The organism is Pseudomonas sp. PB101, from assembly GCF_009764265.1.
In the GTDB taxonomy this organism is placed as follows: Bacteria; Pseudomonadota; Gammaproteobacteria; order Pseudomonadales; family Pseudomonadaceae; genus Aquipseudomonas.
The window spans coordinates 17,994-41,378 of record NZ_RWIR01000041.1; the positions used below are offsets into that span (position 1 = coordinate 17,994).

Below are 23,385 nucleotides of genomic sequence, written 5' to 3' on the forward strand. Positions count from 1 at the left end.
CACTCGTTTAGAAGTCGAAGAACACGGTTTCCGATGCGCCTTGTACATGTATATCGAAACGGTAGGCCAGCTTACCGTCGACCGTGCAGCGCTTGGCTACCAAGGATTCGCGTCGATGGGGTTGTTCGATCAGATTCAACACGGGATCCACGGCATTCGCCTCGGGTTCGTCGTCGAAATACAGTCGCGTCTGCAAGTGAATGTTGATGCCCCGGGCAAACAGCGAGACGTTGATGTGCGCGGCCATGGGAACGCCCGATGCGTTTTTCACCACGCCCGGCTTCACAGTATTGATCGTCCATTCGCCGACATCGGTCGTGGCGGTACGGCCGAAGCAGTTGAAGGGTTTTTCCAGATCGAAACCACTGTCGTAGAGACCGTCGTGATTGGCCTGCCAGAACTCCAGAAACGCATCGCGAATCAAGTGGCCGTTACCGTCATAAACGTGGCCCGTCAATAGGATGTGCTCGCCTGGCGCTCCAGGTTTTGCCATCCGGTTCCAGATCTCCTGTTCGCGTGGCGCGTTGCCGGCTGCCTCCAGTGCCAGTCCGATATGAACATAGGGGCCGGCGGTTTGCGATGGCGTTTCGGGCAGAAGTTGAATGGGCATGTGCAGGCCTCCTCAGCGGTTTTCGAAGTGGGTTTTGCGCTGACCGCGCAGGACGATATCAAAGCGATACGCCAGGCAATCCATAGGATTGGCCATGCTCATATCAAGCTTGGCGATCAGGCTATGCACCGCTTCCTGATTGGCGATCGACTTGACGATCGGGCACATGGGGATCAACGGATCGCCTTCGAAATACAACTGGGTAATCAAGCGCGTGGCAATCGACGGGCCACTGATGGACACATGGATATGCGCCGGCCGCCAATCGTTGGGACCATTGCGCCATGGGTAGGGACCGGGTTTGACGGTGCGGAAACTGTAGTTGCCATCGCGGTCCGTCAAGGCACGGCCGACGCCGCCGAAATTCGGATCGAGAGGGGCCAGGTAACTGTCTTTTTTATGGCGGTAGCGGCCACCGGCATTGGCCTGCCACATCTCCACCAGAGTGTGGGGAATTGGCTTGCCGTACTGATCACAGACACGACCGGCAACGATGATGCGTTCGCCGACGGGCAGGCCGCCGTGGTTGAAGTTCAGCAGCAGGTCGTTGTCGTACTGGCCCATCTTCAGGTGAGAAAAATCCGGGCCACTGCTTTCCGAGACGGACTGGGGGATGCTTACCAAGGCCTGGCGTGGGGATCGCAGGATGGAGGTCTTGTAGTCGGGCGTCAGGGCTTTGGGATGCCAATTACGGTCACGAATGACGAAGCGGCTGTCGTGCGCATCAGACATGTCGTTTTTCCTGTTCTTATGGTTGGACGGAGGCGGGCGCTGCGTTGGCAGCGACGTGACACCCAGTTTCCGCTTGTGCGGCCCAACCAAAAATTGAAAAAACCGACTTGATCCATATCCAAATGGTTATGGATATGTTCCCTCGCGATATTCCTCTCCGACCTCGCGCAGTGCTTCTACGCACCACTGGGCCGCCGTGGTCACGGGCAACACAGGGTTGGTGCAGAGCCCCACTGAGCCGCCAGGTTCACGCATCCCCAGATCCAGTTCCACCAAATCGCCTTGCCTCAAATCCAGTCTGACCGCATCAAAAGGCGCAACCCAGACGGCCTGACTGCATTGCACGTAACGTCGGCTCAGGGCCACCGAAAGGGTTTCCAGGCGTTGCCGTGAGGGCGTTATCCCGTGCTGCACAAACAGACTGTCGGCGAATTTGCGGATCGTCGTCCCTGCCGACGGCAGTACCAGCGGATAGTCTTCGAGGTTTTTATGCCCCAGTGGATCAGCCAGCAAGGGATGGCCGTTACGCACCACCAGGGTCATGGATTCGCTGTAGAGATGTTCGAACGCCAGCCCGAGAATCGCTGGGCTATCGGTCATTCTGCCCACCACCAGATCCAGTTCCCCGACCCGCAATCGGGACAGCAAATAGGCACTCGGCCCGGTCACAACACTGACCACCAACGCCGGATGTCGCTGGTGCAGACGGGCGACCACCTCAGGCACCAACAGGCTTTCGACCGTAGACAGCGCCCCGAGCTGAACAGTAATCGGCTCATGCGCCCCGGAGCGCAAGCTGTTAACCCCTTCGCGCAACGACTGCACGCTCGGCCCTGCATAACGCAAAAAGGCCACCCCGGCCTCGGTCAGCGTCGAACCCTTTTTACCGCGTTCAAACAGCGTGGCTTGCAGCAGGGACTCCAGCTCTTTGAGCGTTTTGGAAAGCGCCGGCTGGCTGATGGCCAACGTGTCGCAAGCACGCGCCAGACTGCCCTGGCGCGCCACTTCGAGAAAACACACCAGATGACGGAATTTGATTCGGGTATCGATATTCAATCGGCTGCTCTGCGTTTTTTGTGTGGGGTCTATTGTTGTTGATTGCGATGAGTTTGGGCAGTTGTAGGGTACTGCGTGGAATATTTTTTTGCGTTTGATGTTGCCCGTCGGGTTATGAGTGACGGCTAAAGCCCAAAGCGGACGGAGGTAGCAGGCAACATTCAGCCGAGTGCTGCATGTCTCTGTCAGCGAAAATTGGCCGAGATTAGTTTCGGATACTTTTCGGACTTCAGTTTATAGGGGGAGGAAGTGGACCCAGGAACATTTTTTTCAAGCGATCATGCCCCAAGGCACGTGCCAGTTCCGAAATGACGCAATACATGAATATCAACGTAATGAGCAAAATCTGCACTGCCCAGAATTGCGGCCAGTTCATGGAGGTCCATAGCTGGGTGTTGGCATCCATGAAGCTGTGTGCTTCTTTCCAGTATTCGTACAGCCGTTCCAGGTAATGAACGACAAGCGCGACCAGGGCATACATGAGCGTCTTCCAGCTGACGTTCCAGATCAACGGTTTTTCCGGAAATCGGTTGATGAAGGGCAACATGTCAGCAACCAATACAGATTTGCCGAGCACCAGCGAGGCTATCAGCACCGATGCGGACACCGGCATCGAAATACCTGTGCCCTTGATCATCAGCGCACGAATGAAAGCGACTATGTGCAGGATGATAAAAAAGAACAGGGTTGGCGGGATTGCCTTGAGGGCTTCCTCTTTTATCGTGTGCATGACAGCTTTCATATTGATCCCCTGAGAAAGTACAGCGCAAAGTTTCGCATTCCTGATGCGAAACCCTCTGGCACGAAGGAAAGGTTGAACACCTGGTTGTCCAAGGGAAACAACCAACAGTACTGCGCTTGTTTCAGCCTGGCTGCATCATACCTCGCAGTGAGCTTACGTAAGGCAATCCTGTTGGCTGTATCAGGGTGCTACTTGGTTTTAAGCTCTTTGTAGGATTTGACGATGTCTTGTGCCCAAATATCGAGTACTCCCCTGAAGTCTTTGGCTTGCACGACTTCTGAGGAGTTTGCCAATTCAGCCCCAGCGCCTTTACGAACCAATTGGGCCACTACTTTATTGTCGCCTCCATCAATAAATGCCGCTTCCGTGGCCAGCGTGGTGTCCTGGTCGCGAATGCCGGTCGCCGCACTGACGCCGGCGGCGACCAAGGCAATCGGGATGATCTCGTAAGGTTGCAGTCCCTTGGTTTTGGCACTCACGGCCGTAATGGCCGGACGCACGACCAGCACGCCCGGGCCTGGGCCGGTAGCCAATGGAAGCTCCCTGGCAAAGGCATTTTTCAAGGCTTGATCGTAGAACTGAGTAATGCCGTTGAGGGCAGTCTGCGGGATTTTCTCGGTCGGTTGCGGTGGGGGATACAGCTGGCTGTGTTCGACGAACACGCTGGTGTAGCGGTCCGCGTCAACGTCCGGGTCGATCCAGCGCATGACGGGTTCGCCCGACGGCGATTTTTCCTCTTTAAGCGCGCTGTAATCCTTGAGAAACCCCGAGTATTGGTCAGGATCGACATAAGGGCTGGCACAACCCGCGAGCGCCAGGGTCAATACACATGCTGCGAGCGGTTTGATCTGCATGAAAAAGCTCCAGAGTGATTGCTTGAAGCGAAACACTTCGCCGAATCAAGAAGGACGGCAACGCCTTTGAACGTTGCCGTCTGCTGAAAGTTGAACCGTTATGGCGTCACGATATTGAACCAGAAGTCAAAGTCATCCATATAGGACACCAGTTCCTCCAGCTTGCCCTTCGTCCCGTCTTCTTTGATGTCACCCGAAGCCAGCGCATCTTTCAGCGTGGTTTCCTTCAACACGATCTTGTTCAGCGTGTCGCGGGTCAAACTGATCGTCGCATCGGCGTCTTTTGCTGCAACGCCCTCCGTGTGGTTGAGCACGCCATTGACCATCTCCACGGAATATTTTTGCTTTAGATCGGTGAAATCAAAGTTGAGCGACAGATGTTTATCTTCCGCTTTCGGGCCATTCAGACGCATGGCCAGGAAGTCGAAGAACAGATCCAGATCCATGGCCCGCACCGTGTCCGGGCTGGCAGTGTCTGGAGTCGGCAGTTTCATCACACCATCGCGCAGTTCCTTGGCGCCGGTGAGGTAGAAGTTACGCCACGGCCCGCTTTCGGCCTGGTAACCCAGTTGCTCCAGGGCATCGGCTTGCAGGTTCTTCGCCGCCTGGCTGCTCGGATTGGCGAATACAGCGTGGTTGACCACCTCGGCGACCCAGCGGAACTCGCCTTTGTCGTAATACTCCTTGGCTTTCTTCAGGAGCGCCTCTTCCCCGCCCATCATCTCCACGTAATGCTTGGCACCTTCTTCCGGTGGTAGTTCGTTCAGCGTGGCAGGGTTGCCGGTGAACCAACCCAGGTACAAGACATATGTGGCTTTGACGTTGTGGTTCACCGAACCGTAATAGCCACGGTTGGAGAACTTGGTCGCGATCCCTTTCGGCAGTTTGAACTGCTCGGCGATCTCGACCATGGTGTAGCCCTTGTTGGCCAGACGCAGGGTTTCGTCATTGATATAGCGGTACATGTCGCGCTGGGAAGACAATTGCTCGCGCACCTCTTTATTGCCCCAGACCGGCCAATGGTGCATGGCATACATCACCTGCACGTCATCGCCCCAGAGCTTGAGTGTTTCGTTCAGGTACTTTGACCAGGCCAGCGGGTCACGGATCTTGGCGCCCCGCAGGGAATAGGTGTTGTGCAAGGTGTGGGTAGAATCTTCTGCGGTGTTGAGCGCTTTCTTTTCCTTGATGTAATAGAGCATCTCGGCCGGTGCTTCACTGCCGGGCGCATACAGGAACTGATAGGTCAGGCCGTCAATGACATGGGTTTCACCGGTGGTCTTGATGATGTCGGTGGGCGGGATCAACGTCACCGTACCGGCCGAGGTGGTGGTACCCAAACCTGCGCCCAACTGGCCGGTCGGCGAAGGCGGAAGCAGGTTGCCATACTGGTAGCTGGCGCGGCGACTCATGGCTGTGCCAGCCATCACGTTTTCGGCCACGGCATGCTCAATGAAGCCCAGGGGCGCATAGATCTTCACCTTGCCGGCTTTCACATCTTCTTCGTTCACCACGCCGCGTACACCACCGTAGTGGTCGATATGGCTGTGGGTATAGATCACGGCCACCACCGGTTTTTTCGGCCGATGCTGGTAGTAGAGATCGAGTGCGGCCTTGGCGGTTTCGGTGGAAATCAGCGGGTCGAAGACAGTGATGCCGTCCTTGCCTTCGACGATGGTCATGTTCGACAGGTCATAGTTGCGAACCTGGTAGATACCGTCAGTTACCTCGAACAAGCCAGAGATGTTGATTAGCTGCGACTGCCGCCAAAGGCTGGGGTTGGTTGTGTCCGGTGCAACCTCGCCTTCCTTGATAAATCCGTATTTCGTTGGATCCCAGATTACATTCCCGGAGGCGCCTTTAATGACCGTCGACGGCAGAGGGGCAATGAAGCCTTTATGCGCCAGTTCAAAGGATGTCTTGTCGTTGAACGGCAACTCTTTGAGCAGCGCATTGTTGGCCGCCTTGGTGGCCTCGGAGGCGGGTTTCGCTTTCTCTGCATCGGCTGCAACCGCCTGGGTGGCCAATGCAATTGCTGCCACAAGTGAGCAAAGGGTTCCCGCTACTTTGAAGGGACGCCAGTCGCTTTTTGTTTCGGCAGACATTTTCGATTGAATGTGTTGATTCATTCTCCAGCTCCTTCTAGTGGCAATGCGCTATACCCGACGAGGTAAAAGCGGATCCAAATAAAGGTAGTAGGAATCGAGGAGATTTCGAGTATTACAGTTTGTGTCAGATAACAGAGGCGAGAGGACGTTTGAACTAAATCAGTTGCAACGGTAGCCGCGAATGAGCGTCCGCTATTGGCCGATTTCTGCCTGTCGCGATAGGCTGGAAACGACCCTTTGCAGCCTGTCGCGGTAAACGGCAATTTTCACCAGAAACTGAGGGGCTGGGGAGTCCGTCTCAATCGCTAATGTATCGGTCACGCCCTTGTTGTTTAGCTTGGTAAAGCAGCGAGTCAGCCCGGATCAGCATGTCCTGAAACGTGTCATCAGCGCCCCTCCAAGCGGTGACGCCCAGGCTGCAAGTGACCTTGATACGGGAAGTGGCGTAGTCGAGCGACAAAGTGTGCAGGGTCTGTATCACACGTTCGGCCATTAGTCGTGCGCCGGAGATTTCCGTGTCTGGCAGCAAAATGAGGAACTCTTCCCCGCCAAAACGAGCGGCCAGATCCTGTTGGCGAATAGTCCGGATAAGTAGCTGCGCGAAGAATTTCAATACCTCATCACCTCCGTCATGCCCGTAGGTGTCATTGACCTTTTTGAAGTGGTCGATATCCAGCATCAGCATGCACAACGAACCGTGTCTACGCGACGTTCTCGCCAACTCGGCGCCGGCTAATGTCATCGCTTCCCTACGATTGTACAAGCCAGTAAGAAAATCGCGGGTAGCGGCTCGATACTGCAACAGATAGGCATCGATCAGTTGTGCAACAAGCCAGTTGATGAGAAACAAGCAAGCCAGTATGCCAACCAACAGTAACAATCCGAGACCATTCCAGCTCAGGAATAGAGCGTTGAACGTCGGTATGAGTGGTTCGCTATAGAACTGCACCCGTAGAGCAAGCTGCGGATCGACGAAGTCTCGGACAAAACGCTCCTCGTCCTGCTTATTCGAGGCAGAAGTCGAACGCCAACCGGCGGCTGTGCCAGGAAACAGGTCAGCTTTGTCGTCGGTGAAACGAACATCGACATATAAGGGAGGAGTCTGACCCTGCGTCGCTGCGACATGCACAATCAATGCATCGATAAACGCTGGGCCGATCGCTGTGCGAGGAGGCAGTGGCGGTGGCCGTATTTGCGTTCGCGTTTCACGTATCACTGCAAAATGCCCATTACAGCTATAACCGAGACGTTGACGGCTGGTTAATTCGATGACACCCCTGAGCAGGCGCATGCGAGGCGCTTCTGGACTGAGTAACGGGGCTACCTGCTGAATGGGGACACGTAAAGTAAATTGAGACAGCCCCTCAACATCCTCAGTCTGAACCACCGTGGCGCGCTGTTGCTCGGCAATGTACTGGTCTGGAAGGCACCCTGCCGGAAGAGGATTTGCCAAGAGCAGGGATTGTTGAAGCTTGTGGGTCGTCAGTTGGCGCACCAGGGTGGTAAAGCCCCAGGCGCTGCGCTGGGCGAGCAATGCCTGTTGCCCCTCTAGCAGCAACAGACGCTGCCGCTGGTAGCGGTCGACCACCCCGATAATCGCGACAAGGGTCAACAGCGCCACTATCAACCAGCAGCCGACTTTGATCACCCGTGTGTGCTCGAGCATCCACTTCATGTCGATTACTCCAGCGCTATATTGGGAGGCGTTTGTCTGGCATCACAGGGCTAACGGCCAAGTCTTCTGATGGTTTTATAGGTATAGACGCTTTGTCTCTGTTTCCTGTGTTTACGCCTCATTTCCTTAACTGACCCATGACACACAAACCTTTGGTACTCAAACATCGCGCGTCGAATGGGTCCGGTCAGTGAAGGCTAGTGAGGATTTCTTTTTTGAAAGTCTGCTCTTGGCCGACCTCAGCCTGTTGCGACCGGCAGAAGTCGACCCAAAGCCGATATTCAAGGCGTCCTGTAGAGTTACGCCTCTCGACTCGTAAGACGGGAACCTATTGCGCCCTTAGCCCTGCTGATGCAACTGCTGTTGACGATACTCGCCGGGAGTAATGCCGACCCAAGCCTTGAAGGCTCTGCGAAAATTACTGCGGTCCGAGAAATTCAGCAGCCTGGCGATGTCGTCTATGGGGAGACGTGTCGAACTGAGGTAGCTACAGGACAACTGCTTGCGCGTGGCGTCGAGTAGTGCCTGGAAGGAAGTGCCATGGTGCTTCAAGCGATTGCGCAGAGTTCTCGACGAGATGTTCAGCTTGGCCGCTATTTGTTCTGCACTCGGAAAGTCATTTCCCGTTAGCAGGATCAGGTTACGCACCTGGGTGATGAATTCCGTCACGTAAATCTGCCGCGCCAGCTGTTCATTGCAGACCTGCTGAGCGAGCTTGGCACCGAACGGGTTGCTGCGCGAGATGGACTGCTCGAGGAAGCTTGCGTCGAAAATCAGCTGATTGCGCGAGGATGAAAAAAGCACTGGGCAATCAAAAAAGCGCTGATAGAGACGATGGTAGTCCGGTCGGTCGTAGCCCAGGTTCAGTTGCACCATCGGCAAGGTCCTTTCTGCCAGCAATTCGAGCAGCTTCTTGGTAGCTACCAGATGCTCTTCGAGAATCAGGGGCAGTGCCGCATGGAGCGGTTTGGGAGGGCACAGGTCCAGGATCGCCAGGTTACCCTCCTGGATCAGGAAGATTTCGACCATGCTGGCGGCGGTCTGATGGAACTTCAGTATGGTTCTGATGGCTTCGCCAATGGTCGTGCAACTGAGCAGGGCATAGCCAAGTGTGCCCCAGTCCGAAAGGGACTCACGGCTGCCTATGATCAACCCCAGTCCTGGTGTACGGGTCAGCCGGGCGGCGTTGGCCATTATCGATGTCACCTGGTCGAAGGTGAGCAGCGCATCGTTGCTCTGAATGTCCCGCGGGGAAGTCCCGGTGCCCCTCAAAAGCTCAAACTCGCTGACATTTTCGGCTTTCAGCATGTCGCGCACGAGCAGCACGTTGATGGCTGGAACCATCCAGGTTTGCTGTGGTGCGTCTACAACGCCCGGTGGAAGGGAGCCTTGGTCACGCGCCATGTGGATGCTTGCCGCCCTGTTGGTCAGGTTGATGGAGTGCTTCCGAATATAACCCTTAGCCTTTCCGAATTCGACACCACTGGTTCAAAAAGTTTGGTTAGCATCCGAGCCAGCACATATGCCTTTGCGCCCAAACAATAATAAAGGAGTCGACAAATGTTCAGCTTGAAAGGCAAAACCGCATTCATCACAGGCGGCACAGCAGGCATCGGCCTGGCGTGTGCCAAACGCTTGGTCGCAGCCGGTGCGAAGGTCATGATCGTCGGTCGGCGGGAGGAGGGTGTCAGGATCGCGGACGAGATCGGCGCGCTGTTCCACAGGCTGGATGTGTTGGATGAGCGCAACATCGTGACGGCGCTGGATGCCGCTGTCCAAGCCCTGGGAAAGATCGACATCCTGCTGAACAACGCGGGCATCGAGAACACCGGCCCGACCATCGAAGAAGCACCGACGTCTGCACTCCAGGTCCTGTTCGATTGCGACCTGAAAGCCCCCTACGCCCTGTTGCACCATGCACCCTCGCGCATGCGTGACGGTGGCGCCATCATCAACACGGCATCGGTCGCCGGGCTGATCCAGCTGCCCGGTTATTCGCAGTATTCGGCGATGAAGGCGGCTGTCATTTCTCTTACCCGTACCGCCGCGCTGGAACTGGCGCCGCGCGGGATCCGGGTGAACGCCATCTGCCCTGGCTCGATCTGGTCCGAGATGCTTCCAACCGATCATCCCGAGGTGGATATCGTCAAGACCCTGTGCCCCCAACAACGTATCGGCGAACCTGAGGAGGTGGCGGCGCTGGTGCATTTCCTCGCCAGTGACGATTGCCGCTATCTCAACGGTGCGGCCATTCCCCTGGACGGTGGCCTGAGCGCCGGATTTGGTTATCCGCTGCTGGAAAAACTGATGGCGTAGGGCAGACCAGCCCAAGGTCATCGCATGAGCTGATTTTTTCGGCACCGAGCCCACCTCAGTGGGCTCAGGCTGCCTTGTCGTGACGTTATTCCCTATACAAGAACATAAGAAGGGTTCGCCTCCATGCTCAAACAAGGTGTTCTTCGCTGGCCCCAAATCGCCGGGCTTGGCATTTCTCTGGTCATTGCCGGGCAGTTCTCCGGCTGGAACTACGGCCTGGCCAATGGCTGGACCAACATGCTGATGGCCATGTTACTGATGGCTATGCTCTGCGGTGGCCTGGCACTGTGCGTTGCCGAGCTCTCCACCGCCCAGCCGCACGCCGGTGGGGTGTTCGCCTATGCGCAGCTGGCCTTCGGCCCCTTCGTTGGCTACATGGTCGGCGCCAGCTGCGCACTGGCACTGTCGATCGGGACCGGCACGGTCGCCAACTTCCTTACTGCGTACGTGGACTCGGTTTTCGGCTTCGGTGGCTGGCCGGTGCGTATTGGCCTGTTCATGTTGATCATCGGCATTCACATTGTCGGTGTCGGAGAGGCACTGGGCCTCACCCTGTTCGGTGGCGTGGTGGCGGCAGTCGCGTTGCTGGTGTTCGGCGGCACCATGTTGCCGCACATGCAATGGAGCAACCTGTTGCCCGCCACCGGCCTGGTCGAAAGCATGAGCCTGGCTGGGGTGTTTGCCTGTGTGCCCTTTGCCATCTGGATGTTCTTTTGCGTGGAGCAGGTGAGTTCTGCTGCCGAAGAAGCGGCCGAGCCGGGTCGCACGATGCCCCGGGGGATCATCGCCGCCATGCTCACAGTGTTGGTGACCGCGCTGACCGTGGCGGTCGCCGCCCCGGGTGTGGCAGGCCTGGCAACCGTCAGCGCTGCCGCCGACCCGCTGTATGCCGCGATGACCCACGGCGGCCAGTACACAGAGCAGGACTGGCTGCCGCTGTTGGTAGGCTCCGGCGCCGTATGCGGGCTGCTGGCGACCCTTTTCTCGCTGGTCTATTCCGCCTCCCGGCAGATCTACGCCCTGGCTCGCGACGGCTACTTCCCGGTGGTGCTGACACGTACCAACCGTCGTGGCTCGCCTTATGTCGCGCTGCTCGTGCTCACCCTGATCGGCCTGCCGCTGACCGTGGTGCCGCCGGAGCAGATGATGCTCGGCCTGGTCCTGCTGATGTGCAGTTGCTACCTGGTACTTTTTGCCGCCTACCTGCGCCTGCACCGCAGCCAGCCGCAGCTCGTCCGGCCATTCCGTTTGCGCGGCGGCCCGGTGATTGCGTCCGTCGGCATGCTGCTGACGCTTGTGGTGATTACGGCGTGCTTCCAGCTAGAGCTCTTCCTTCTCAGCGCCCTGGCCCTGGTGGTCATGGTCCTGATTCTCAACTACCTGCTGCGCGACAACAACGCCGGCAAGGCCCTGGAGGTTTCCAAGCATGTCTGAAGCAACCCTGCTGCACCGTCGGCACCAGGTCATGGGCAGCGCATCGCCGCTGTTCTATGACGAACCGCTGGAGCTGGTGAAGGGTGAAGGTGTCTGGCTGATCGACAGCAACGGCAAGCGCTACCTGGACGTCTACAACAACGTCCCCAGCGTCGGCCACTGCCACCCCCGAGTGGTGGAGGCCATGGCCGGGCAGGCGGCGATGCTGAACATCCATACCCGCTACCTCAACGAACGCATCGTGAACTATGCCGAGCGCCTCACCGCGACGTTCGCCGAGCCGTTGAACAGTGTGATGTTCACCTGTACCGGCAGCGAGTCCAACGAAGTGGCGTTGCGCATGGCACGCTTTGCCAGCGGCAACAGGGGGGTGATCGTCACGAACCATAACTACCACGGCAACACCGCCAGCCTGGCCGAAGTGACCACTGCCATCTCCGGTTCCGAGCCTTTCGCGGCGCATGCCCGTGCTGTGCCGATTCCCTGCCTGTACCACGCCGAGGGCGGCGACGAGCAGGTGGCCGAGCGCTATGTCGCCAAGGTCGCCGCAGCCATCGCCTCGCTGCGAGCGGCGGGCGTTGGCGTGGCGGCCATGCTGATCGACACGCTGTTCGCCAACGAGGGCATTCCTCGCCTGCCAAGTGGCTACCTGGAGCGCGTCGCAAAGCTGGTACGTGATGCCGGTGGCTTGCTGATTGCCGATGAAGTCCAGGCCGGTTTCGCCCGCACCGGCGATCACATGTGGGGCCACCAGGCCTACCCGGTGGTGCCGGATATCGTCACCCTGGGCAAACCCATGGGCAACGGCTTCCCCTTGGCGGGGGTGGTGGCACGGCGCGAGCTGGTCGAGTCGTTCGGCCAGAGCAACATGTACTTCAACACCTTTGGCGGATCGCCCGTGGCCGCCGCTGTCGGCCTGGCCGTGCTCGACGTCATCGAGGACGAAGGGCTGCTGGAAAACGCCCGGCGGGTCGGCGCACAACTGCAGGCCGGGTTGCAGCGGCTGGCGTCACGCTACCCGGTCATCGGTGATGTGCGTGGCAAGGGCCTGTTCTATGCCGTGGAGCTGGTCCGCTCCCGCCAGACCCGCGAGCCGGCGGGAGCCGAAGCGCGGCACATCGTCAATGAAATGCGCCGGCGCGGCGTGCTTATCAGCAAGATCGGCGCGGGCGACAACATCCTCAAGGTTCGTCCGCCGCTGGTGTTCAGCAGCGCCAACTGCGAGTTCTTCCTCGAAACCCTGGACAGTGTCCTGGGCAGTGCCCAAGGAGCAAAGCAATGAGCGTCTTCTCCACCCTCGATCACGACCAGCAGGTGGCCAGCCTGCAACGTCTGGCGCAGAGCGCGCTGGCCCAATGGGAAGGCGATTTCGTCAGCCTGGAGCTGATCAAATACCGCGAGAATGCCGTGTTCTGCGCCACCCGCGCCGACGGTGTGCGCAGTGCGCTGCGCGTTCATCGCCTCGGCTATCACTGCGAGGCGTCGCTACGCTCAGAACTGACCTGGATGGAGCAACTCGCTGCCGGCGGTATCGGCGTGCCGCAAATCATCCGCACCCGCGAAGGCGACCACCTGGCCTACGTGCACAGTGAAGAGCTTGACGAGTCGCGCCATGTCGACATGCTCGGCTGGCTTGCCGGCAGCACACTTGGCTCGGCCGAGCAGGGCATTCGAGCGGATGCCGATGTCGGTGCGCTGTTCTTCGAGGCCGGCGCGGTGGCGGCGCGCATCCACCTGCAGTCAACCCAATGGCGTCAACCCAACGAGTTCACGCGCCATGCCTGGGACGAGGAAGGGCTGGTTGGCGCCGACCCGCTATGGGGCCGCTTCTGGGACTTCGAGATGCTCGATCCACAGCAGCGCCGGCTGATCCAGGACGCCCGCCTGGAAGCGCGACTGGCGCTTCGCCGGTACGGCCGCACGCTGGACAACTTCGGCATGATCCACGCGGACTTCATGCCTGAGAACCTGATGCTCGACGGCGCGCGCCTGCAGTTGATCGATTTCGACGACTCCGGTTTTGGCTGGCACATGTTCGAACTGGCCACCGCGCTGTTCTTCTGCCTGGATGACCCACGCTTCGACCGGATCGAGGCTGCTTTGCTCGAAGGCTACCACTCTGTCAAGCCGCTGACGCCGGCCGACCGCGCCTCCCTGCCGCTGTTCCTGGCGCTGCGCGGGATGACCTACCTTGGCTGGCTGCACACCCGGCAGAACGTCGAGATCAACGCCGAGCTCGGCCCGCTGGTGGTAGCGAGTGCCTGCCAGCTCGCCCGCGAGTTCCTGAACAGCGCGACCGACTGATCCGCCCAAGGGCAATCCTGCACACAAACAACCGTTGGCCCGCTTGCGAAGGGGCCACCGGGGGCCGCGCCTTGGCCTAGAAACCCTGCGCGCCGGAGTTCACGCACGTCAGCAGATCCTAACAAGAACGGATGTCTCTCCATGAGCAAGTCGCCCCTGCTTCGCCTGTCTATCCTCGCATTGCTGATGAGCGCCGCCAATGCCGGTGCCCATGAACTCTATTCCGATGACGACACCCACCTGAACGCCAACCTGGAAGCTGTCTATGCCCTGTTCCACAGCCAGGAGAACTACGCCACGGCGGGAACCCTGGAGGAAGGCTCGTCCGCCTGGCAGGAGGGCTATATCAAGTACGGCCTGAGCTTTGACCAGGGCCTGGCGGGCGCCGGCACCGCGTATGGTGCATTCGGAATGCTCAGCAGCGCCTCGTGGGGCGACGGCGATGCCGCAGGGATCAGCGACGGCTCCGAACGCACCACCAAGATCGAGGATGCTTCCCTGGGCTGGCGCTCCGCCAACCTGATCCCGGCACTGGGCGAAGATGGCGTGGATGTGTCCTTCGGTCGGCAGAGCATCACGGTCGGGGACGGCTTCCTGATCGGCGGTGATGCGCTCAACCTGGGCAAGCGGGTCGCCGACGGCGAGCTCAATCGTGGTGGTGGCTACTACCTTGCGCCGCGCAAGAGTTTCGACGAAACGGCCGTGCTGCGCTTGGGTGGCAAACAGGGCTGGCGCAGCGACCTGATGAAGTTGAAGTCGGACAACCGTGGCCAGGCGAAGTCGGAACTCTATGTCGGCACCCTGGAGCATGTGGCGGATGCAGGTACCATCGGCCTGACCTACATCGATGTCACCGATGTAGACGAGGCGTTCGTCACGCCGCTGCAGCTCGATCGCAGGGATATGAAGACCTACAGCCTGCGTGCGCAGGGTAATGCCGGGGTGGAGAACCTGTTCCTTTCCGGCGAATACGCCTGGCAGGACAAGCGCGATGCTGGCAATGAGAGCGGCTGGTACCTGGAAGCCGGCTGGACGTTCAAGGACACGCTCTGGTCGCCAAGCGCCAGCTATCGCTATAGCCGCTTCTCCGAAGGTTACGACACCCTGTTCTTCGGCCAGTTGCGCGGTTACGGTACCTGGTTCCAGGGTGAGGTGGCCGCCAACTATGCCGGGCCGTTCAACAGCAACAGCGTGATTCAGCAGGTCGCCTTCAAGGCTTCTCCGCTGGAGACGGTGAGCCTCGGCCTGCTGTGGTATGACTTCAATACCCTGGACAAGAGCCTGGGCAACACCGACGGCAATGAGCTCGACCTATACGCCCAATGGTGCATCACGCCCAACTTGATCGTGATGCCGCTGGTAGGCCTCTACCAGCCGGACAAGAGCTCCGAGAAAGGCGGTACCCAGCTCGGTAACAATGACCGCAACCTGTACAGCCAACTGATTCTGGGCATTACGTTCTGAGCCGCGCTGCACAGCGTTTACGGTGCGGTTGCCGAGAGGGGCCACATCGTTTGTCCCCCAAGCAGCCCTTCGTGCAGGGCAGCTGACGGCCAAATGAGGGTATCCCGTAAATATCAAAAAGCTCAGAGCCGATTCAAGCTGTGGGACGAAAGCCCCGAAAATTGGGCTTCTGAGGCGTGAGCAACTCGGCGATTTACTACCAAATGCCTACCCCGTGACTACGCAACTGGATTGCCCCGGCTTTCCTGGAGATTTTTCAGCCTAAATACCGTCCTAATGTAACGAACTCAACCAACGGCGGCTTCTGGCCGATTTCTGACTGTCGTGACCGGCAGAGATCGACCCATAGCTGACGCTGGGTGGGTCCTCGATTGCTCAGGCAGCCTCGGTTTGGCATCATCCCATCTGAGTTGATCTAGGGAAGGGAATGAAAGTGGATGGCATTGAATACTCGCCCGAACATTTGTTGGCACGGCGAATCGCAGGTTTTGACGCGTTCAGGTTAGAACGTCTTCCGGTACTTCGTGATTTCAGCAAAATCCTTGGTTTTGACCAACCCCACGAGATTTTGATTATGCCGCAGAAATTCTTGCCCCAACTTGACAGTTACTTCAGAAATGCAGTCGTCAGTGATGAAGATCGAGTCTGGATCATTACACGGATCGGCTACTACATCGGAGAGTACCTGGTGACTCTTTATGACGGGTTTTGGCTGGTTGATGAAGACCACGCGTCACCTACCTTCAGCCGATACATCGTTGGGGACGAATCCGCTTTAAAGGTCGACCCATTCGAAATAGCGCAAAAATATGCAGATACGCCTGTGCCTAGATCTTTGATTCAGGAGCTCGAAAATGCTTTGGTGAGGTATTGAGAGAGCTGATACCGTCATTTCCCAGAGACTGCTGTCGACCCTTTGCAGACAGTCATAGCGTTTGAGATGAGAGATGAGAGATGAGAGATGAGAGATGAGAGATGAGAGACGTGAGGGTGTTTGCCGGACGTTTACTTCGGTGCGGCGAAGCCTCACTGTGTTTATCTGTTTTTCATCTGCCGCGCCAATCGTATGAAAGTGCTGGTGCATGACGGCGTGGGGGGCTGGCTCGCAGCGCGGCGCTTGCATCAAAGGACATTTCTTCTTGCCAAAGTTGAGTTGGGTGCCGAGCAGCTTCAGGTCTTGGTTCTTGGTTTACCTTAGCAGAGCGGTCAGCAAATTGAGATAATCCTTCCCGCTTAGAAATTAAGGTAACTTCTCCACAATTGGTACACTCGCATGGCCATGTGATTCATAGCGCTCCAACCATCTTTGACAACAGTCCCTACACTTAAATGTCGTCTCCCATTTCTTAAAGTCGGTGCGTATTGTTTCAATAAATGGGGCAAGGTTACTGAGCTCTTCCACCCTGGCGCCATCCATTCGGTCAGGCATATTCACGCACTCGCACATATCATCCCCCTAGATAAATAACCCTAAAGATTAGGTTATCCCATCTTCGTGCCAATTGGTGATTAACCTTTAGCTTTGCACCATTTTTACGCAAGAAACGCTCTAACGATGTTAAGAGGCAGCCAAACAAATTAGCCGCGCTCTACTCGAATCAACTCATCGTAGTCGCCAAATGACGGTACTCGAGAATAATTTGACGAAACATCGATATGAGAGTTCGCAATTTCAAGCTTATGAGGATTGAATGATTCTTTCCTGATAACAACACCCCCGCTGCGATCAAATAAATATGAAGCGCCACTAATCACCTTGTCTGACTCGCCATCGAACTCTCGGTATATCGCCGTAGTTAAAAATAACATTTCAGGCTCAAACTCCTGAAAAGCGTACGTCAGCGATACACGCAAATTCTCATCAAGAAATCCTACACCTATTACCTTGTCAGAAATATCGAGAAAGCAGTATGGCTGACTGACAGAGTCAACTAATACCGTATAAGTTTTCTTGTTGGTATGAGCAAGCTCAGCCTGCTCTTTAGACCAAATTTCTGTCGGCTTCTTCTTCGCTCTAAACCATGACTTGCAAAAATAAATTTGACGATTCATAAATAAATACCCCCATCAACATCTCGAATCAGCATGCCCGCTCGATCAGCAGTACTGGATAAATGCTTTCAGAATTGGTCACACCTGATCAGAAATCTCAAGATAGTGCTGACCAAGCAACGTCTGCCCTGCCAATTCATCACTTTAGGAAAACTTGCGATTCTCCCATTCACCGGATGCTTCGAAGGTAATTCGTTTACGCTCCAGCCGTATTTGTCTCAGAGGTGGTCGCGGCAAACGCGACATTGCTCAAGGAGAAATGTGACATGGATGACGGCAAGCCCTACGGCCTTCAAGATTCGAAAACAGCACCGGTGAAGCTACCAATTTGACATCACTGTGTCTACCGTCCGCTCTTGGCCGATTTCTGCCTGTCGCGAAGGGCAGTTACCGAACCATGGCCGACAATCCCTCAACCATTCACAACAGGCCCACTTATGGCATTTTCCCCGCCGATTGGATCCGTAGTACCGGGTAGAAAGCACCTACACTGGACACGTTATCTCTGCCTGTTTTTTCGGAATACGAACCCGATCAAGGAGCCATGCGTGGACAGAGAATGGGGAAAGCTCTCGATGGTAGTGGGGTGGGCGATCGTTGTTGAGGACGATCCGGCAGTTCGCAAGCTGATAGTCGATATCTTGAAGGATATCGATCTCCTTTCCCTGGATTTCGACTCTGCCGACGAAGCTTTGAACTACCTGCGGAGCATGCCGGACGGTTGCCCACTGGTGATCGCGGATCAGGTTTTGCCCGGTCAACTCCAGGGTGCGGAATTCATAAAGCTGGTGAAGGCGAAATGGCCCGCTACCGCTACGATTCTCACCTCCGGTTACGAGCTGGATGCCTCAATAGTGCCTTACTCAACTACGTATCTGGCTAAGCCCTGGTCTACAGATGATCTGGTGATGACTGTAGTAAACCTGCTTCAGCCTGATCGCCCCCTCAAAAAACACTGACTATCCCTGTACTTTCTTCAGCCTTTTCAAGCGCACATTCGCCCTTTGCACAGCGGCCATTTTTTCAGGCCGCTTCATGCGTTTCCACTTTCTGATGTCTTCCTTGCTTCGTCCGCAGCTCACGCACAGATCACCACTGAGCTGGCAAACCGAGATGCAAGGATTTTCGATTTCTTCAGCCATTGTCAGCCACCTTTAGTCACACGTGATCGAGTCAGGCGGATTTTCCAGTCGCCGCCATGGGTTCGCTGACACTCCTCCTCAGAGTCGAAGCGGACACTATGGTCTGAAGGGGTCAGGTCGATGTTCGCCTCTTTCAGCGCGATGGCCGTCAACTCAAAGATGCGCGCCTTGGCGTCAACCTGGGCGAGCTTTCGGTCCGCCAGGGTTTCGAATACCCAGATTACCTTCAGGGTTCCTGCCAACGCGTTCAGGTCAGCGGTGTGGGTGAGCCAGGTAAAGCCCTTGATTTCACCTTTTGCTGTTTCGCACGCTTCGGTGAGTGTGGTTATCAACCGGCGTTCGATTCGCGCCAGTTCACGTTTGCCTGGAGGCATTTCGGGTTCCTTTGGAGACAAGGGTGGGGGAGCGCTGCATCAGACCGGTCGAAACTCAACCGTCAGATGGCCGATTTCGTGCACCGGCTTGAGACGTTCACGAATGCTATCGGCGTTCGCAGTGGCCTCACCAAGGACGCTGACGATGGCCGCATGGGCTTGCGGTCCAACCCGCCATACGTGCAAGTCCGTGATAGTGGCATCCCCCGGTTTCTCGACCCGTGCGCGGATTTCCTCGGCAACGTGCGCATCTGTCTGATCCAGCAGTACACCTGCTGTGGTCCCCATCAAGGTCCATGCCCAACGCGCGATGACGATGGCGCCAACGATGCCCATGACCGGGTCCAGCCACACCCAACCGAGATACCGGCCGGCGAGCAGTGCAACGATGGCCAGCACCGAAGTCAGCGCGTCTGCGATGACGTGGACGTAGGCCGATTTCAGATTGTTGTCGTTCCCGTGATGCGCATGGGGATGGCCATGATCGTCATGATCGTGCCCATGACTGTGCCCGTGGCCCAGCAGCAGGGCGCTGACAATGTTGACGATCAGACCGGCGATCGCGATGAGCGTGGCGGTGCCGAACTGAACCTCCGTTGGCTGCAAGAGGCGCATGACCGACTCAACGCCAATGCCCAGGGAAACCATGCCGAGAATCAGCGCCGAAGCGAACCCGCCCAAGTCGCCAACCTTTCCGGTACCGAAACTGTACCGCTGGCTGCAAGCGTGGCGTTTGGCGTATCCGTAAGCGGCCGCCGCGATGCCCAATGCGCCGGCATGAGTCGCCATGTGAAAGCCATCGGCCAGTAACGCCATCGAACCCGTGACATACCCGGCGGTGATCTCGCCAACCATCATCACAACGGTGAGTGCAACTACCCAAAGCGTACGCTTGGCATTTTCATCGTGCGCCGAGCCCAGGAACACGTGGTCGTGCGTGTAGTTGATGTTCGTCCTGTTCATGAGTGTGTGCCCGGATGCGTTCACTTGGAGTAACGGCGAATGGCTTCAAGAAGCTCTTCGACACCCTTGTTGCGCTCTTCTTCGCTGAGCCCTGGGTTCGCAACATGCTCGCGCGCGTGATCCTCGATGATTTCCTCCATCAAGCCGTTGATGGCCCCGCGAGTGGCGGCAACAAGGTGCAGTGTCTTGGCGCAATCGAGATCCGATACCAGTGCCCGTTCAACGGCCTGGATTTGTCCGGCGATCCGTTTTACGCGTTTGAGAAGATCGTCTTTGTTTGCTGCGATATGGCCCATCGGATACCCCCCCTACCTATGTATTGCGCATGATAGGCATACCCCCTATACCTATGCAAGGTTGCTGGCTGCTGAGATCATCTACAGCTTGTGACAGGAAAGATCTACTACACCGAAAGCCAGTAAACTGCGGCGAGCTGCTGGCAGCCGCTGTTGCAACAACAGATCAACCAGCAATTCGCGCTCAAGTCAGCGCCTGGCGCTGCGCCCGCTATCAGCGCGCCAACAAGTGCGCAAACGCCTGCTTGAGAGCGTTCTGTGGCGAGCGCGGCTGGTAGCCCAGCTCATTGATGGCCTTGTCGATGTAGTAGACCTGGCGCACCCCATAAAACATCCGCACCTGGCTGAGCAGCAGCTCGGCTGGCTGACCGGTGTAGCGTGCCCGCTGTTCCTGCAGTCAGGCGATCAACAACAGCAAGGCTTTTGGTGCGCGGCGCGGCAGACGATAGCCGGGGCATAAGGTGTTGAGCGCCGCCTCGGCAGCCCACAGGCCTCGGCGGTCTCCCAGGCGGCGCGTTCAGAGAGGATTTTTGAGCGGTAGTACGGGTTGTCCTGATCGGTGTTCCAACTGGTTTCATCCAGGCGCCGCCCGGCGTGCTCATCCTCGCAGGCCACCATCCTCGCCCGATTCTCGACCCTTTCCTCGAAGCGTTGCAGCAACCGCGACAGTCCCTTCCTGCCCAGAGCGGTCATTCGACCGCTCAGTCACTTTGCCGATTAATTTTCCCGACCTGTGTTGACAGTTCGATTCGTTCGATTCTAATCTGCATACAGCGCTGCACACATGACGGCGCACAACGTTGTAGATTTGTACCTTCCTGCCTACAAGAACGAAATCATCGGAGAGGTCAAAATGGCTCGGTTCCTTCCTCGCACCATCCGCAACATGCTCGTTTGTGCATCCGCAATTGGCGCACTGCTCACTCAGGTCCCAGCCCAGGCGGCTGATGTTTCACTCTGGAAAGACATTCAGAAAGCAGGCGTCCTGCGTTGTGGAGCGGCCGTCGCCGCGCCTTACGTCATGCGTGATGCTCGCTCTGGTGAATACAGCGGCTATTTCGTAGACCTGTGCCGTGACTTCGGCGAGAAGGTGCTGAAGGTCAAGGTCGAGTTCGTCGACACCAACTGGGACAATCTTGTGGCGGGCTTGCAAGGTGGTAAGTGGGACATGGCCATGGCGCTCAACCAGACGCCTGAACGCGCGCTGGCCGTGAGTTTTTCGGTGCCGGCGACGGACTACCAGGTGTCGCTCCTGGTCAACAAGGACAACCCGAAACTGGCCAATGCCGGCAACAACCTCGGCGATTTCGACAAGCCTGACGTGACCTTCGCCGTCATGTCCGGCACCGCTCAGGACAAGGCCATCTCGGCGGTCATCAAGCAGGGCAAGATCATGCGCCTGCCGGGCATGGATGAGGTGCGTATGGCGGTGATGTCAAAGCGCGCTGATGTATTGGTCGATGCCAGCGACACCAACCACTTGTTCGCCGTGGCCAACCCCGGTTGGACCAAGGAAGTGTTGCCCAAACCCGCACTGGCCAAGCAAGGCGTAGCGTTCGGCGTGCGTCGAGACGTCAGCGCCGCTGATTTGCAGACGCTGAACATCTACCTCTCCCAGCGTCGCGAAACCGGTGAAATCGACGCCTTGGTCGATAAGGCCTCGCAACTGGCCAACGCCGACAAAACCCCTCAGTAAATCCCGCCGATGTCGAGCGCGCAGCGGGCTGCGCGCTCCCGGAGAATCTTCGATGAAAGCTTCCAATCTGGCGGCGGTGCCGCCACGGCCTCTGCACGCCTGCGAAAAGATGAACGGTGAGTTCATTCAACTGCGCGACGTCTACAAATCCTACGGCGAAAACCTGGTGGTGATGGATCACCTGGACCTGGACATGCGGGCCGATGATCGCCTGGTGATCATTGGCCCCAGCGGTAGCGGCAAAAGCTCTTTGCTGCGAGTCATGATGGGCCTTGAAAGCATTCAGGGCGGCACCATCCGCTTCCAGGGCAAACCGTATATCGACGGCAATGCCCGGGGTAAGGGCAAGCCCATGGACAACACACTGCAGACCCAGGTCGGCATGGTGTTTCAGCATTACACGCTGTTTCCGCATTTGTCGGTGTTGGGCAATCTGATTCTGGCCCCGATGAAAGTGCATGGCCTGTCGAAAATGCAGGCCACCGAGAAAGCCAGGACGCTGCTCGCCCGATTGGGCCTGGAGAGCAAGCTCAACGTTTATCCCAGCCAATTGTCCGGCGGCCAGAAACAGCGTGTGGCGATTGCCCGGGCGCTGATGCTCGAACCCAAATTGATGCTGTTCGATGAAGTCACTTCAGCACTCGACCCCGAGATGGTCATCGAGGTGCAGAACGTGATGCTGCAATTGGCCGAGCAAAAGATGGCGATGATCATCGTCACCCATGACATGCACTTCGCCCGGCATATCGCCACCCGCGTGGTGTTCTGCGCCAACGGCAAAGTCGTCGAGCAAGGCCATCCTGACCAGTTGTTCACCCAGCCCAAGGAACCGCGCACTCGCGAGTTTCTGGAAAAAGTGCTGCACCTGGACTGAGGAGCACAGCCATGAATTATCAATTCGACTTCAACTTTCTTAGCGGTAATTTTGGCCTGTTATGGGACGGGTTGAAGGTCACTCTGCAATTGGCCCTTGTGTCGAACATCGTCGGGCTGGTGCTGGGCTTCGGCTTGTGCCTACTGACCTTGAGCCGCTGGTTTTTCCTGCGCTGGCCGGCGCAGTTGTTCATCGAATTTTTTCGCTGCACACCGGTGCTGCTGCAAATCGTCTGGTTCTTCTACTGCGTACCCATGCTGTTCGACGTGTTCATCGACCCGATCACCATGGGCGTGCTTGCCCTGGGCCTGAACCTTACCGCGTTCAACGCCGAGGCTTATCGGGCCGGTGTGCAGGCGGTGCCTCATGAGCACCTGGACGCCAGCATCGCCTTGGGCCTGCGCCCTTGGCAACGAACGCTTTACGTGATTCTTCCGCAAGCATTGCGCAGTGCCATTCCGGTGTTGATGACCAATGGCATCTCGATCCTTCAGCAAAGTGCGCTGGTGGCAATCGTAGCGGTCGGCGACCTGATGTACGTCGGCAAAAGCATCGCTACCGAGGCTTATCGCCCACTGGAAACCTACTCGCTGATCGCGCTCATCTACTTCGCCTTGTCGTTGCCCATCGCACAGTTCGTGCAGTGGCTGGAACGTCGCCAGGATACCGCGCTCGCGCGCTGAGGAGGCTGTG

The 23,385-nt window shown here is 57.3% G+C and carries 25 protein-coding genes; 11 read left to right on the forward strand and 14 right to left on the reverse strand.

All coding sequences use genetic code 11. From position 1 onward, the window contains the following. Nucleotides 1–7: 7 nt before the first annotated feature. The 8 genes from pcaG to EI969_RS12205 all read right to left on the reverse strand — a co-directional run bounded on the left by pcaG (nucleotide 8) and on the right by EI969_RS12205 (nucleotide 9,181). A complete protein-coding gene (gene pcaG, locus EI969_RS12170; RefSeq protein WP_160388024.1) occupies nucleotides 8–610 on the reverse strand; it encodes a protocatechuate 3,4-dioxygenase subunit alpha in 603 nt (200 codons plus the stop codon). 12 nt (nucleotides 611–622) lie between these two features. Further along, the gene (gene pcaH, locus EI969_RS12175; protein WP_160388025.1) at nucleotides 623–1,342 is read right to left on the reverse strand and encodes a protocatechuate 3,4-dioxygenase subunit beta; all 720 of its coding nucleotides are present in this window, start codon (nucleotides 1,340–1,342) and stop codon (nucleotides 623–625) included. A 126-nt stretch (nucleotides 1,343–1,468) separates the two neighbouring features. Next, nucleotides 1,469–2,398, reverse strand: coding sequence for a pca operon transcription factor PcaQ (gene pcaQ, locus EI969_RS12180; RefSeq protein WP_150700821.1), 930 nt, complete (start codon nucleotides 2,396–2,398; stop codon nucleotides 1,469–1,471). 229 nt (nucleotides 2,399–2,627) lie between these two features. Next, entirely contained in the window at nucleotides 2,628–3,140 is a 513-nt protein-coding gene (locus tag EI969_RS12185) for a hypothetical protein (RefSeq protein WP_160388026.1), read from the reverse strand. A gap of 188 nt (nucleotides 3,141–3,328) precedes the next feature. Beyond that, nucleotides 3,329–3,994 carry a DUF3313 family protein gene (locus EI969_RS12190; protein WP_160388027.1) on the reverse strand — a complete coding sequence of 222 codons (666 nt, stop codon included), beginning with the start codon at nucleotides 3,992–3,994 and terminating at the stop codon, nucleotides 3,329–3,331. 98 nt (nucleotides 3,995–4,092) lie between these two features. Further along, nucleotides 4,093–6,123 carry an alkyl/aryl-sulfatase gene (locus EI969_RS12195; protein ID WP_256678304.1) on the reverse strand — a complete coding sequence of 677 codons (2,031 nt, stop codon included), beginning with the start codon at nucleotides 6,121–6,123 and terminating at the stop codon, nucleotides 4,093–4,095. Nucleotides 6,124–6,400: 277 nt separating this feature from the next. Next, the gene (locus tag EI969_RS12200) at nucleotides 6,401–7,777 is read right to left on the reverse strand and encodes a diguanylate cyclase (RefSeq protein WP_160388028.1); all 1,377 of its coding nucleotides are present in this window, start codon (nucleotides 7,775–7,777) and stop codon (nucleotides 6,401–6,403) included. A gap of 339 nt (nucleotides 7,778–8,116) precedes the next feature. Further along, a complete protein-coding gene (locus EI969_RS12205) occupies nucleotides 8,117–9,181 on the reverse strand; it encodes an AraC family transcriptional regulator (RefSeq protein ID WP_160388029.1) in 1,065 nt (354 codons plus the stop codon). A gap of 156 nt (nucleotides 9,182–9,337) precedes the next feature. On the opposite strand from EI969_RS12205, the gene EI969_RS12210 reads away from it, so the two are divergent. From EI969_RS12210 to tnpB, 7 genes are all read left to right on the forward strand, one after another. Beyond that, nucleotides 9,338–10,093 carry an SDR family NAD(P)-dependent oxidoreductase gene (locus EI969_RS12210; protein ID WP_160388030.1) on the forward strand — a complete coding sequence of 252 codons (756 nt, stop codon included), beginning with the start codon at nucleotides 9,338–9,340 and terminating at the stop codon, nucleotides 10,091–10,093. 123 nt (nucleotides 10,094–10,216) lie between these two features. Beyond that, entirely contained in the window at nucleotides 10,217–11,527 is a 1,311-nt protein-coding gene (locus EI969_RS12215) for an amino acid permease (RefSeq protein WP_160388031.1), read from the forward strand. Next, on the forward strand, nucleotides 11,520–12,809 hold the full coding sequence (locus EI969_RS12220; RefSeq protein ID WP_160388032.1) for an aspartate aminotransferase family protein: 1,290 nt from the start codon (nucleotides 11,520–11,522) through the stop codon (nucleotides 12,807–12,809). The genes EI969_RS12215 and EI969_RS12220 overlap by 8 nt, the downstream gene beginning before the upstream one ends. Then, a complete protein-coding gene (locus EI969_RS12225; RefSeq protein ID WP_160388033.1) occupies nucleotides 12,806–13,831 on the forward strand; it encodes a phosphotransferase enzyme family protein in 1,026 nt (341 codons plus the stop codon). The genes EI969_RS12220 and EI969_RS12225 overlap by 4 nt, the downstream gene beginning before the upstream one ends. Before the next feature lie 141 nt (nucleotides 13,832–13,972). Next, nucleotides 13,973–15,295, forward strand: a complete 1,323-nt coding sequence (locus EI969_RS12230; RefSeq protein ID WP_160388034.1) for a hypothetical protein — start codon at nucleotides 13,973–13,975, stop codon at nucleotides 15,293–15,295. A gap of 427 nt (nucleotides 15,296–15,722) precedes the next feature. After that, nucleotides 15,723–16,169 carry a hypothetical protein gene (locus EI969_RS12235; RefSeq protein WP_178120644.1) on the forward strand — a complete coding sequence of 149 codons (447 nt, stop codon included), beginning with the start codon at nucleotides 15,723–15,725 and terminating at the stop codon, nucleotides 16,167–16,169. A 120-nt stretch (nucleotides 16,170–16,289) separates the two neighbouring features. Then, nucleotides 16,290–16,493, forward strand: coding sequence for an IS66 family insertion sequence element accessory protein TnpB (gene tnpB, locus EI969_RS30980; protein WP_160388035.1), 204 nt, complete (start codon nucleotides 16,290–16,292; stop codon nucleotides 16,491–16,493). 380 nt (nucleotides 16,494–16,873) lie between these two features. Here tnpB and EI969_RS12245 read toward each other — a convergent pair whose 3' ends face one another. Continuing rightward, on the reverse strand, nucleotides 16,874–17,347 hold the full coding sequence (locus EI969_RS12245; RefSeq protein WP_160388036.1) for a lytic transglycosylase: 474 nt from the start codon (nucleotides 17,345–17,347) through the stop codon (nucleotides 16,874–16,876). Between the two features lie 548 nt (nucleotides 17,348–17,895). Between EI969_RS12245 and EI969_RS12250 the strand changes: the two genes are divergently transcribed. Next, nucleotides 17,896–18,306, forward strand: coding sequence for a response regulator (locus tag EI969_RS12250; RefSeq protein WP_160388037.1), 411 nt, complete (start codon nucleotides 17,896–17,898; stop codon nucleotides 18,304–18,306). On the opposite strand, the gene EI969_RS12255 is transcribed toward EI969_RS12250, so the two are convergent. From EI969_RS12255 to EI969_RS30525, 5 genes are all read right to left on the reverse strand, one after another. Further along, complete coding sequence (locus tag EI969_RS12255) at nucleotides 18,307–18,489, reverse strand: DUF1289 domain-containing protein (protein WP_160388038.1); 183 nt, start codon at nucleotides 18,487–18,489, stop codon at nucleotides 18,307–18,309. Between the two features lie 2 nt (nucleotides 18,490–18,491). Further along, on the reverse strand, nucleotides 18,492–18,863 hold the full coding sequence (locus EI969_RS12260; protein ID WP_160388039.1) for a hypothetical protein: 372 nt from the start codon (nucleotides 18,861–18,863) through the stop codon (nucleotides 18,492–18,494). A 39-nt stretch (nucleotides 18,864–18,902) separates the two neighbouring features. Then, a complete protein-coding gene (dmeF, locus tag EI969_RS12265; RefSeq protein ID WP_160388040.1) occupies nucleotides 18,903–19,826 on the reverse strand; it encodes a CDF family Co(II)/Ni(II) efflux transporter DmeF in 924 nt (307 codons plus the stop codon). Nucleotides 19,827–19,846: 20 nt separating this feature from the next. Then, on the reverse strand, nucleotides 19,847–20,122 hold the full coding sequence (locus EI969_RS12270; RefSeq protein WP_160388041.1) for a metal/formaldehyde-sensitive transcriptional repressor: 276 nt from the start codon (nucleotides 20,120–20,122) through the stop codon (nucleotides 19,847–19,849). Between the two features lie 405 nt (nucleotides 20,123–20,527). Continuing rightward, on the reverse strand, nucleotides 20,528–20,815 hold the full coding sequence (locus tag EI969_RS30525) for a hypothetical protein (RefSeq protein ID WP_256678305.1): 288 nt from the start codon (nucleotides 20,813–20,815) through the stop codon (nucleotides 20,528–20,530). Nucleotides 20,816–21,008: 193 nt separating this feature from the next. On the opposite strand from EI969_RS30525, the gene EI969_RS12280 reads away from it, so the two are divergent. The 3 genes from EI969_RS12280 to EI969_RS12290 are packed head-to-tail and all read left to right on the forward strand — an operon-like array spanning nucleotide 21,009 to nucleotide 23,375. After that, a complete protein-coding gene (locus EI969_RS12280) occupies nucleotides 21,009–21,818 on the forward strand; it encodes a transporter substrate-binding domain-containing protein (protein ID WP_256678307.1) in 810 nt (269 codons plus the stop codon). A gap of 52 nt (nucleotides 21,819–21,870) precedes the next feature. Beyond that, nucleotides 21,871–22,692, forward strand: coding sequence for an amino acid ABC transporter ATP-binding protein (locus EI969_RS12285; RefSeq protein ID WP_371925930.1), 822 nt, complete (start codon nucleotides 21,871–21,873; stop codon nucleotides 22,690–22,692). Between the two features lie 11 nt (nucleotides 22,693–22,703). Beyond that, nucleotides 22,704–23,375 carry an amino acid ABC transporter permease gene (locus EI969_RS12290; RefSeq protein WP_160388043.1) on the forward strand — a complete coding sequence of 224 codons (672 nt, stop codon included), beginning with the start codon at nucleotides 22,704–22,706 and terminating at the stop codon, nucleotides 23,373–23,375. The last annotated feature ends 10 nt before the right edge of the window (nucleotides 23,376–23,385 follow it).

Coding starts and splice junctions, on each gene's coding strand:
- pcaG (WP_160388024.1), bottom strand. CDS start 610: ATGCCCATTCAACTTCTGCCCGAAACGCCATCGCAAACCGCCGGCCCC.
- pcaH (WP_160388025.1), bottom strand. CDS start 1,342: ATGTCTGATGCGCACGACAGCCGCTTCGTCATTCGTGACCGTAATTGG.
- EI969_RS12185 (WP_160388026.1), bottom strand. CDS start 3,140: ATGAAAGCTGTCATGCACACGATAAAAGAGGAAGCCCTCAAGGCAATC.
- EI969_RS12190 (WP_160388027.1), bottom strand. CDS start 3,994: ATGCAGATCAAACCGCTCGCAGCATGTGTATTGACCCTGGCGCTCGCG.
- EI969_RS12195 (WP_256678304.1), bottom strand. CDS start 6,123: ATGAATCAACACATTCAATCGAAAATGTCTGCCGAAACAAAAAGCGAC.
- EI969_RS12200 (WP_160388028.1), bottom strand. CDS start 7,777: ATGAAGTGGATGCTCGAGCACACACGGGTGATCAAAGTCGGCTGCTGG.
- EI969_RS12205 (WP_160388029.1), bottom strand. CDS start 9,181: ATGGCGCGTGACCAAGGCTCCCTTCCACCGGGCGTTGTAGACGCACCA.
- EI969_RS12210 (WP_160388030.1), top strand. CDS start 9,338: ATGTTCAGCTTGAAAGGCAAAACCGCATTCATCACAGGCGGCACAGCA.
- EI969_RS12215 (WP_160388031.1), top strand. CDS start 10,217: ATGCTCAAACAAGGTGTTCTTCGCTGGCCCCAAATCGCCGGGCTTGGC.
- EI969_RS12220 (WP_160388032.1), top strand. CDS start 11,520: ATGTCTGAAGCAACCCTGCTGCACCGTCGGCACCAGGTCATGGGCAGC.
- EI969_RS12225 (WP_160388033.1), top strand. CDS start 12,806: ATGAGCGTCTTCTCCACCCTCGATCACGACCAGCAGGTGGCCAGCCTG.
- EI969_RS12230 (WP_160388034.1), top strand. CDS start 13,973: ATGAGCAAGTCGCCCCTGCTTCGCCTGTCTATCCTCGCATTGCTGATG.
- EI969_RS12235 (WP_178120644.1), top strand. CDS start 15,723: ATGAAAGTGGATGGCATTGAATACTCGCCCGAACATTTGTTGGCACGG.
- EI969_RS12245 (WP_160388036.1), bottom strand. CDS start 17,347: ATGAATCGTCAAATTTATTTTTGCAAGTCATGGTTTAGAGCGAAGAAG.
- EI969_RS12255 (WP_160388038.1), bottom strand. CDS start 18,489: ATGGCTGAAGAAATCGAAAATCCTTGCATCTCGGTTTGCCAGCTCAGT.
- EI969_RS12260 (WP_160388039.1), bottom strand. CDS start 18,863: ATGCCTCCAGGCAAACGTGAACTGGCGCGAATCGAACGCCGGTTGATA.
- dmeF (WP_160388040.1), bottom strand. CDS start 19,826: ATGAACAGGACGAACATCAACTACACGCACGACCACGTGTTCCTGGGC.
- EI969_RS12270 (WP_160388041.1), bottom strand. CDS start 20,122: ATGGGCCATATCGCAGCAAACAAAGACGATCTTCTCAAACGCGTAAAA.
- EI969_RS30525 (WP_256678305.1), bottom strand. CDS start 20,815: ATGACCGCTCTGGGCAGGAAGGGACTGTCGCGGTTGCTGCAACGCTTC.
- EI969_RS12280 (WP_256678307.1), top strand. CDS start 21,009: ATGCTCGTTTGTGCATCCGCAATTGGCGCACTGCTCACTCAGGTCCCA.
- EI969_RS12285 (WP_371925930.1), top strand. CDS start 21,871: ATGAAAGCTTCCAATCTGGCGGCGGTGCCGCCACGGCCTCTGCACGCC.
- EI969_RS12290 (WP_160388043.1), top strand. CDS start 22,704: ATGAATTATCAATTCGACTTCAACTTTCTTAGCGGTAATTTTGGCCTG.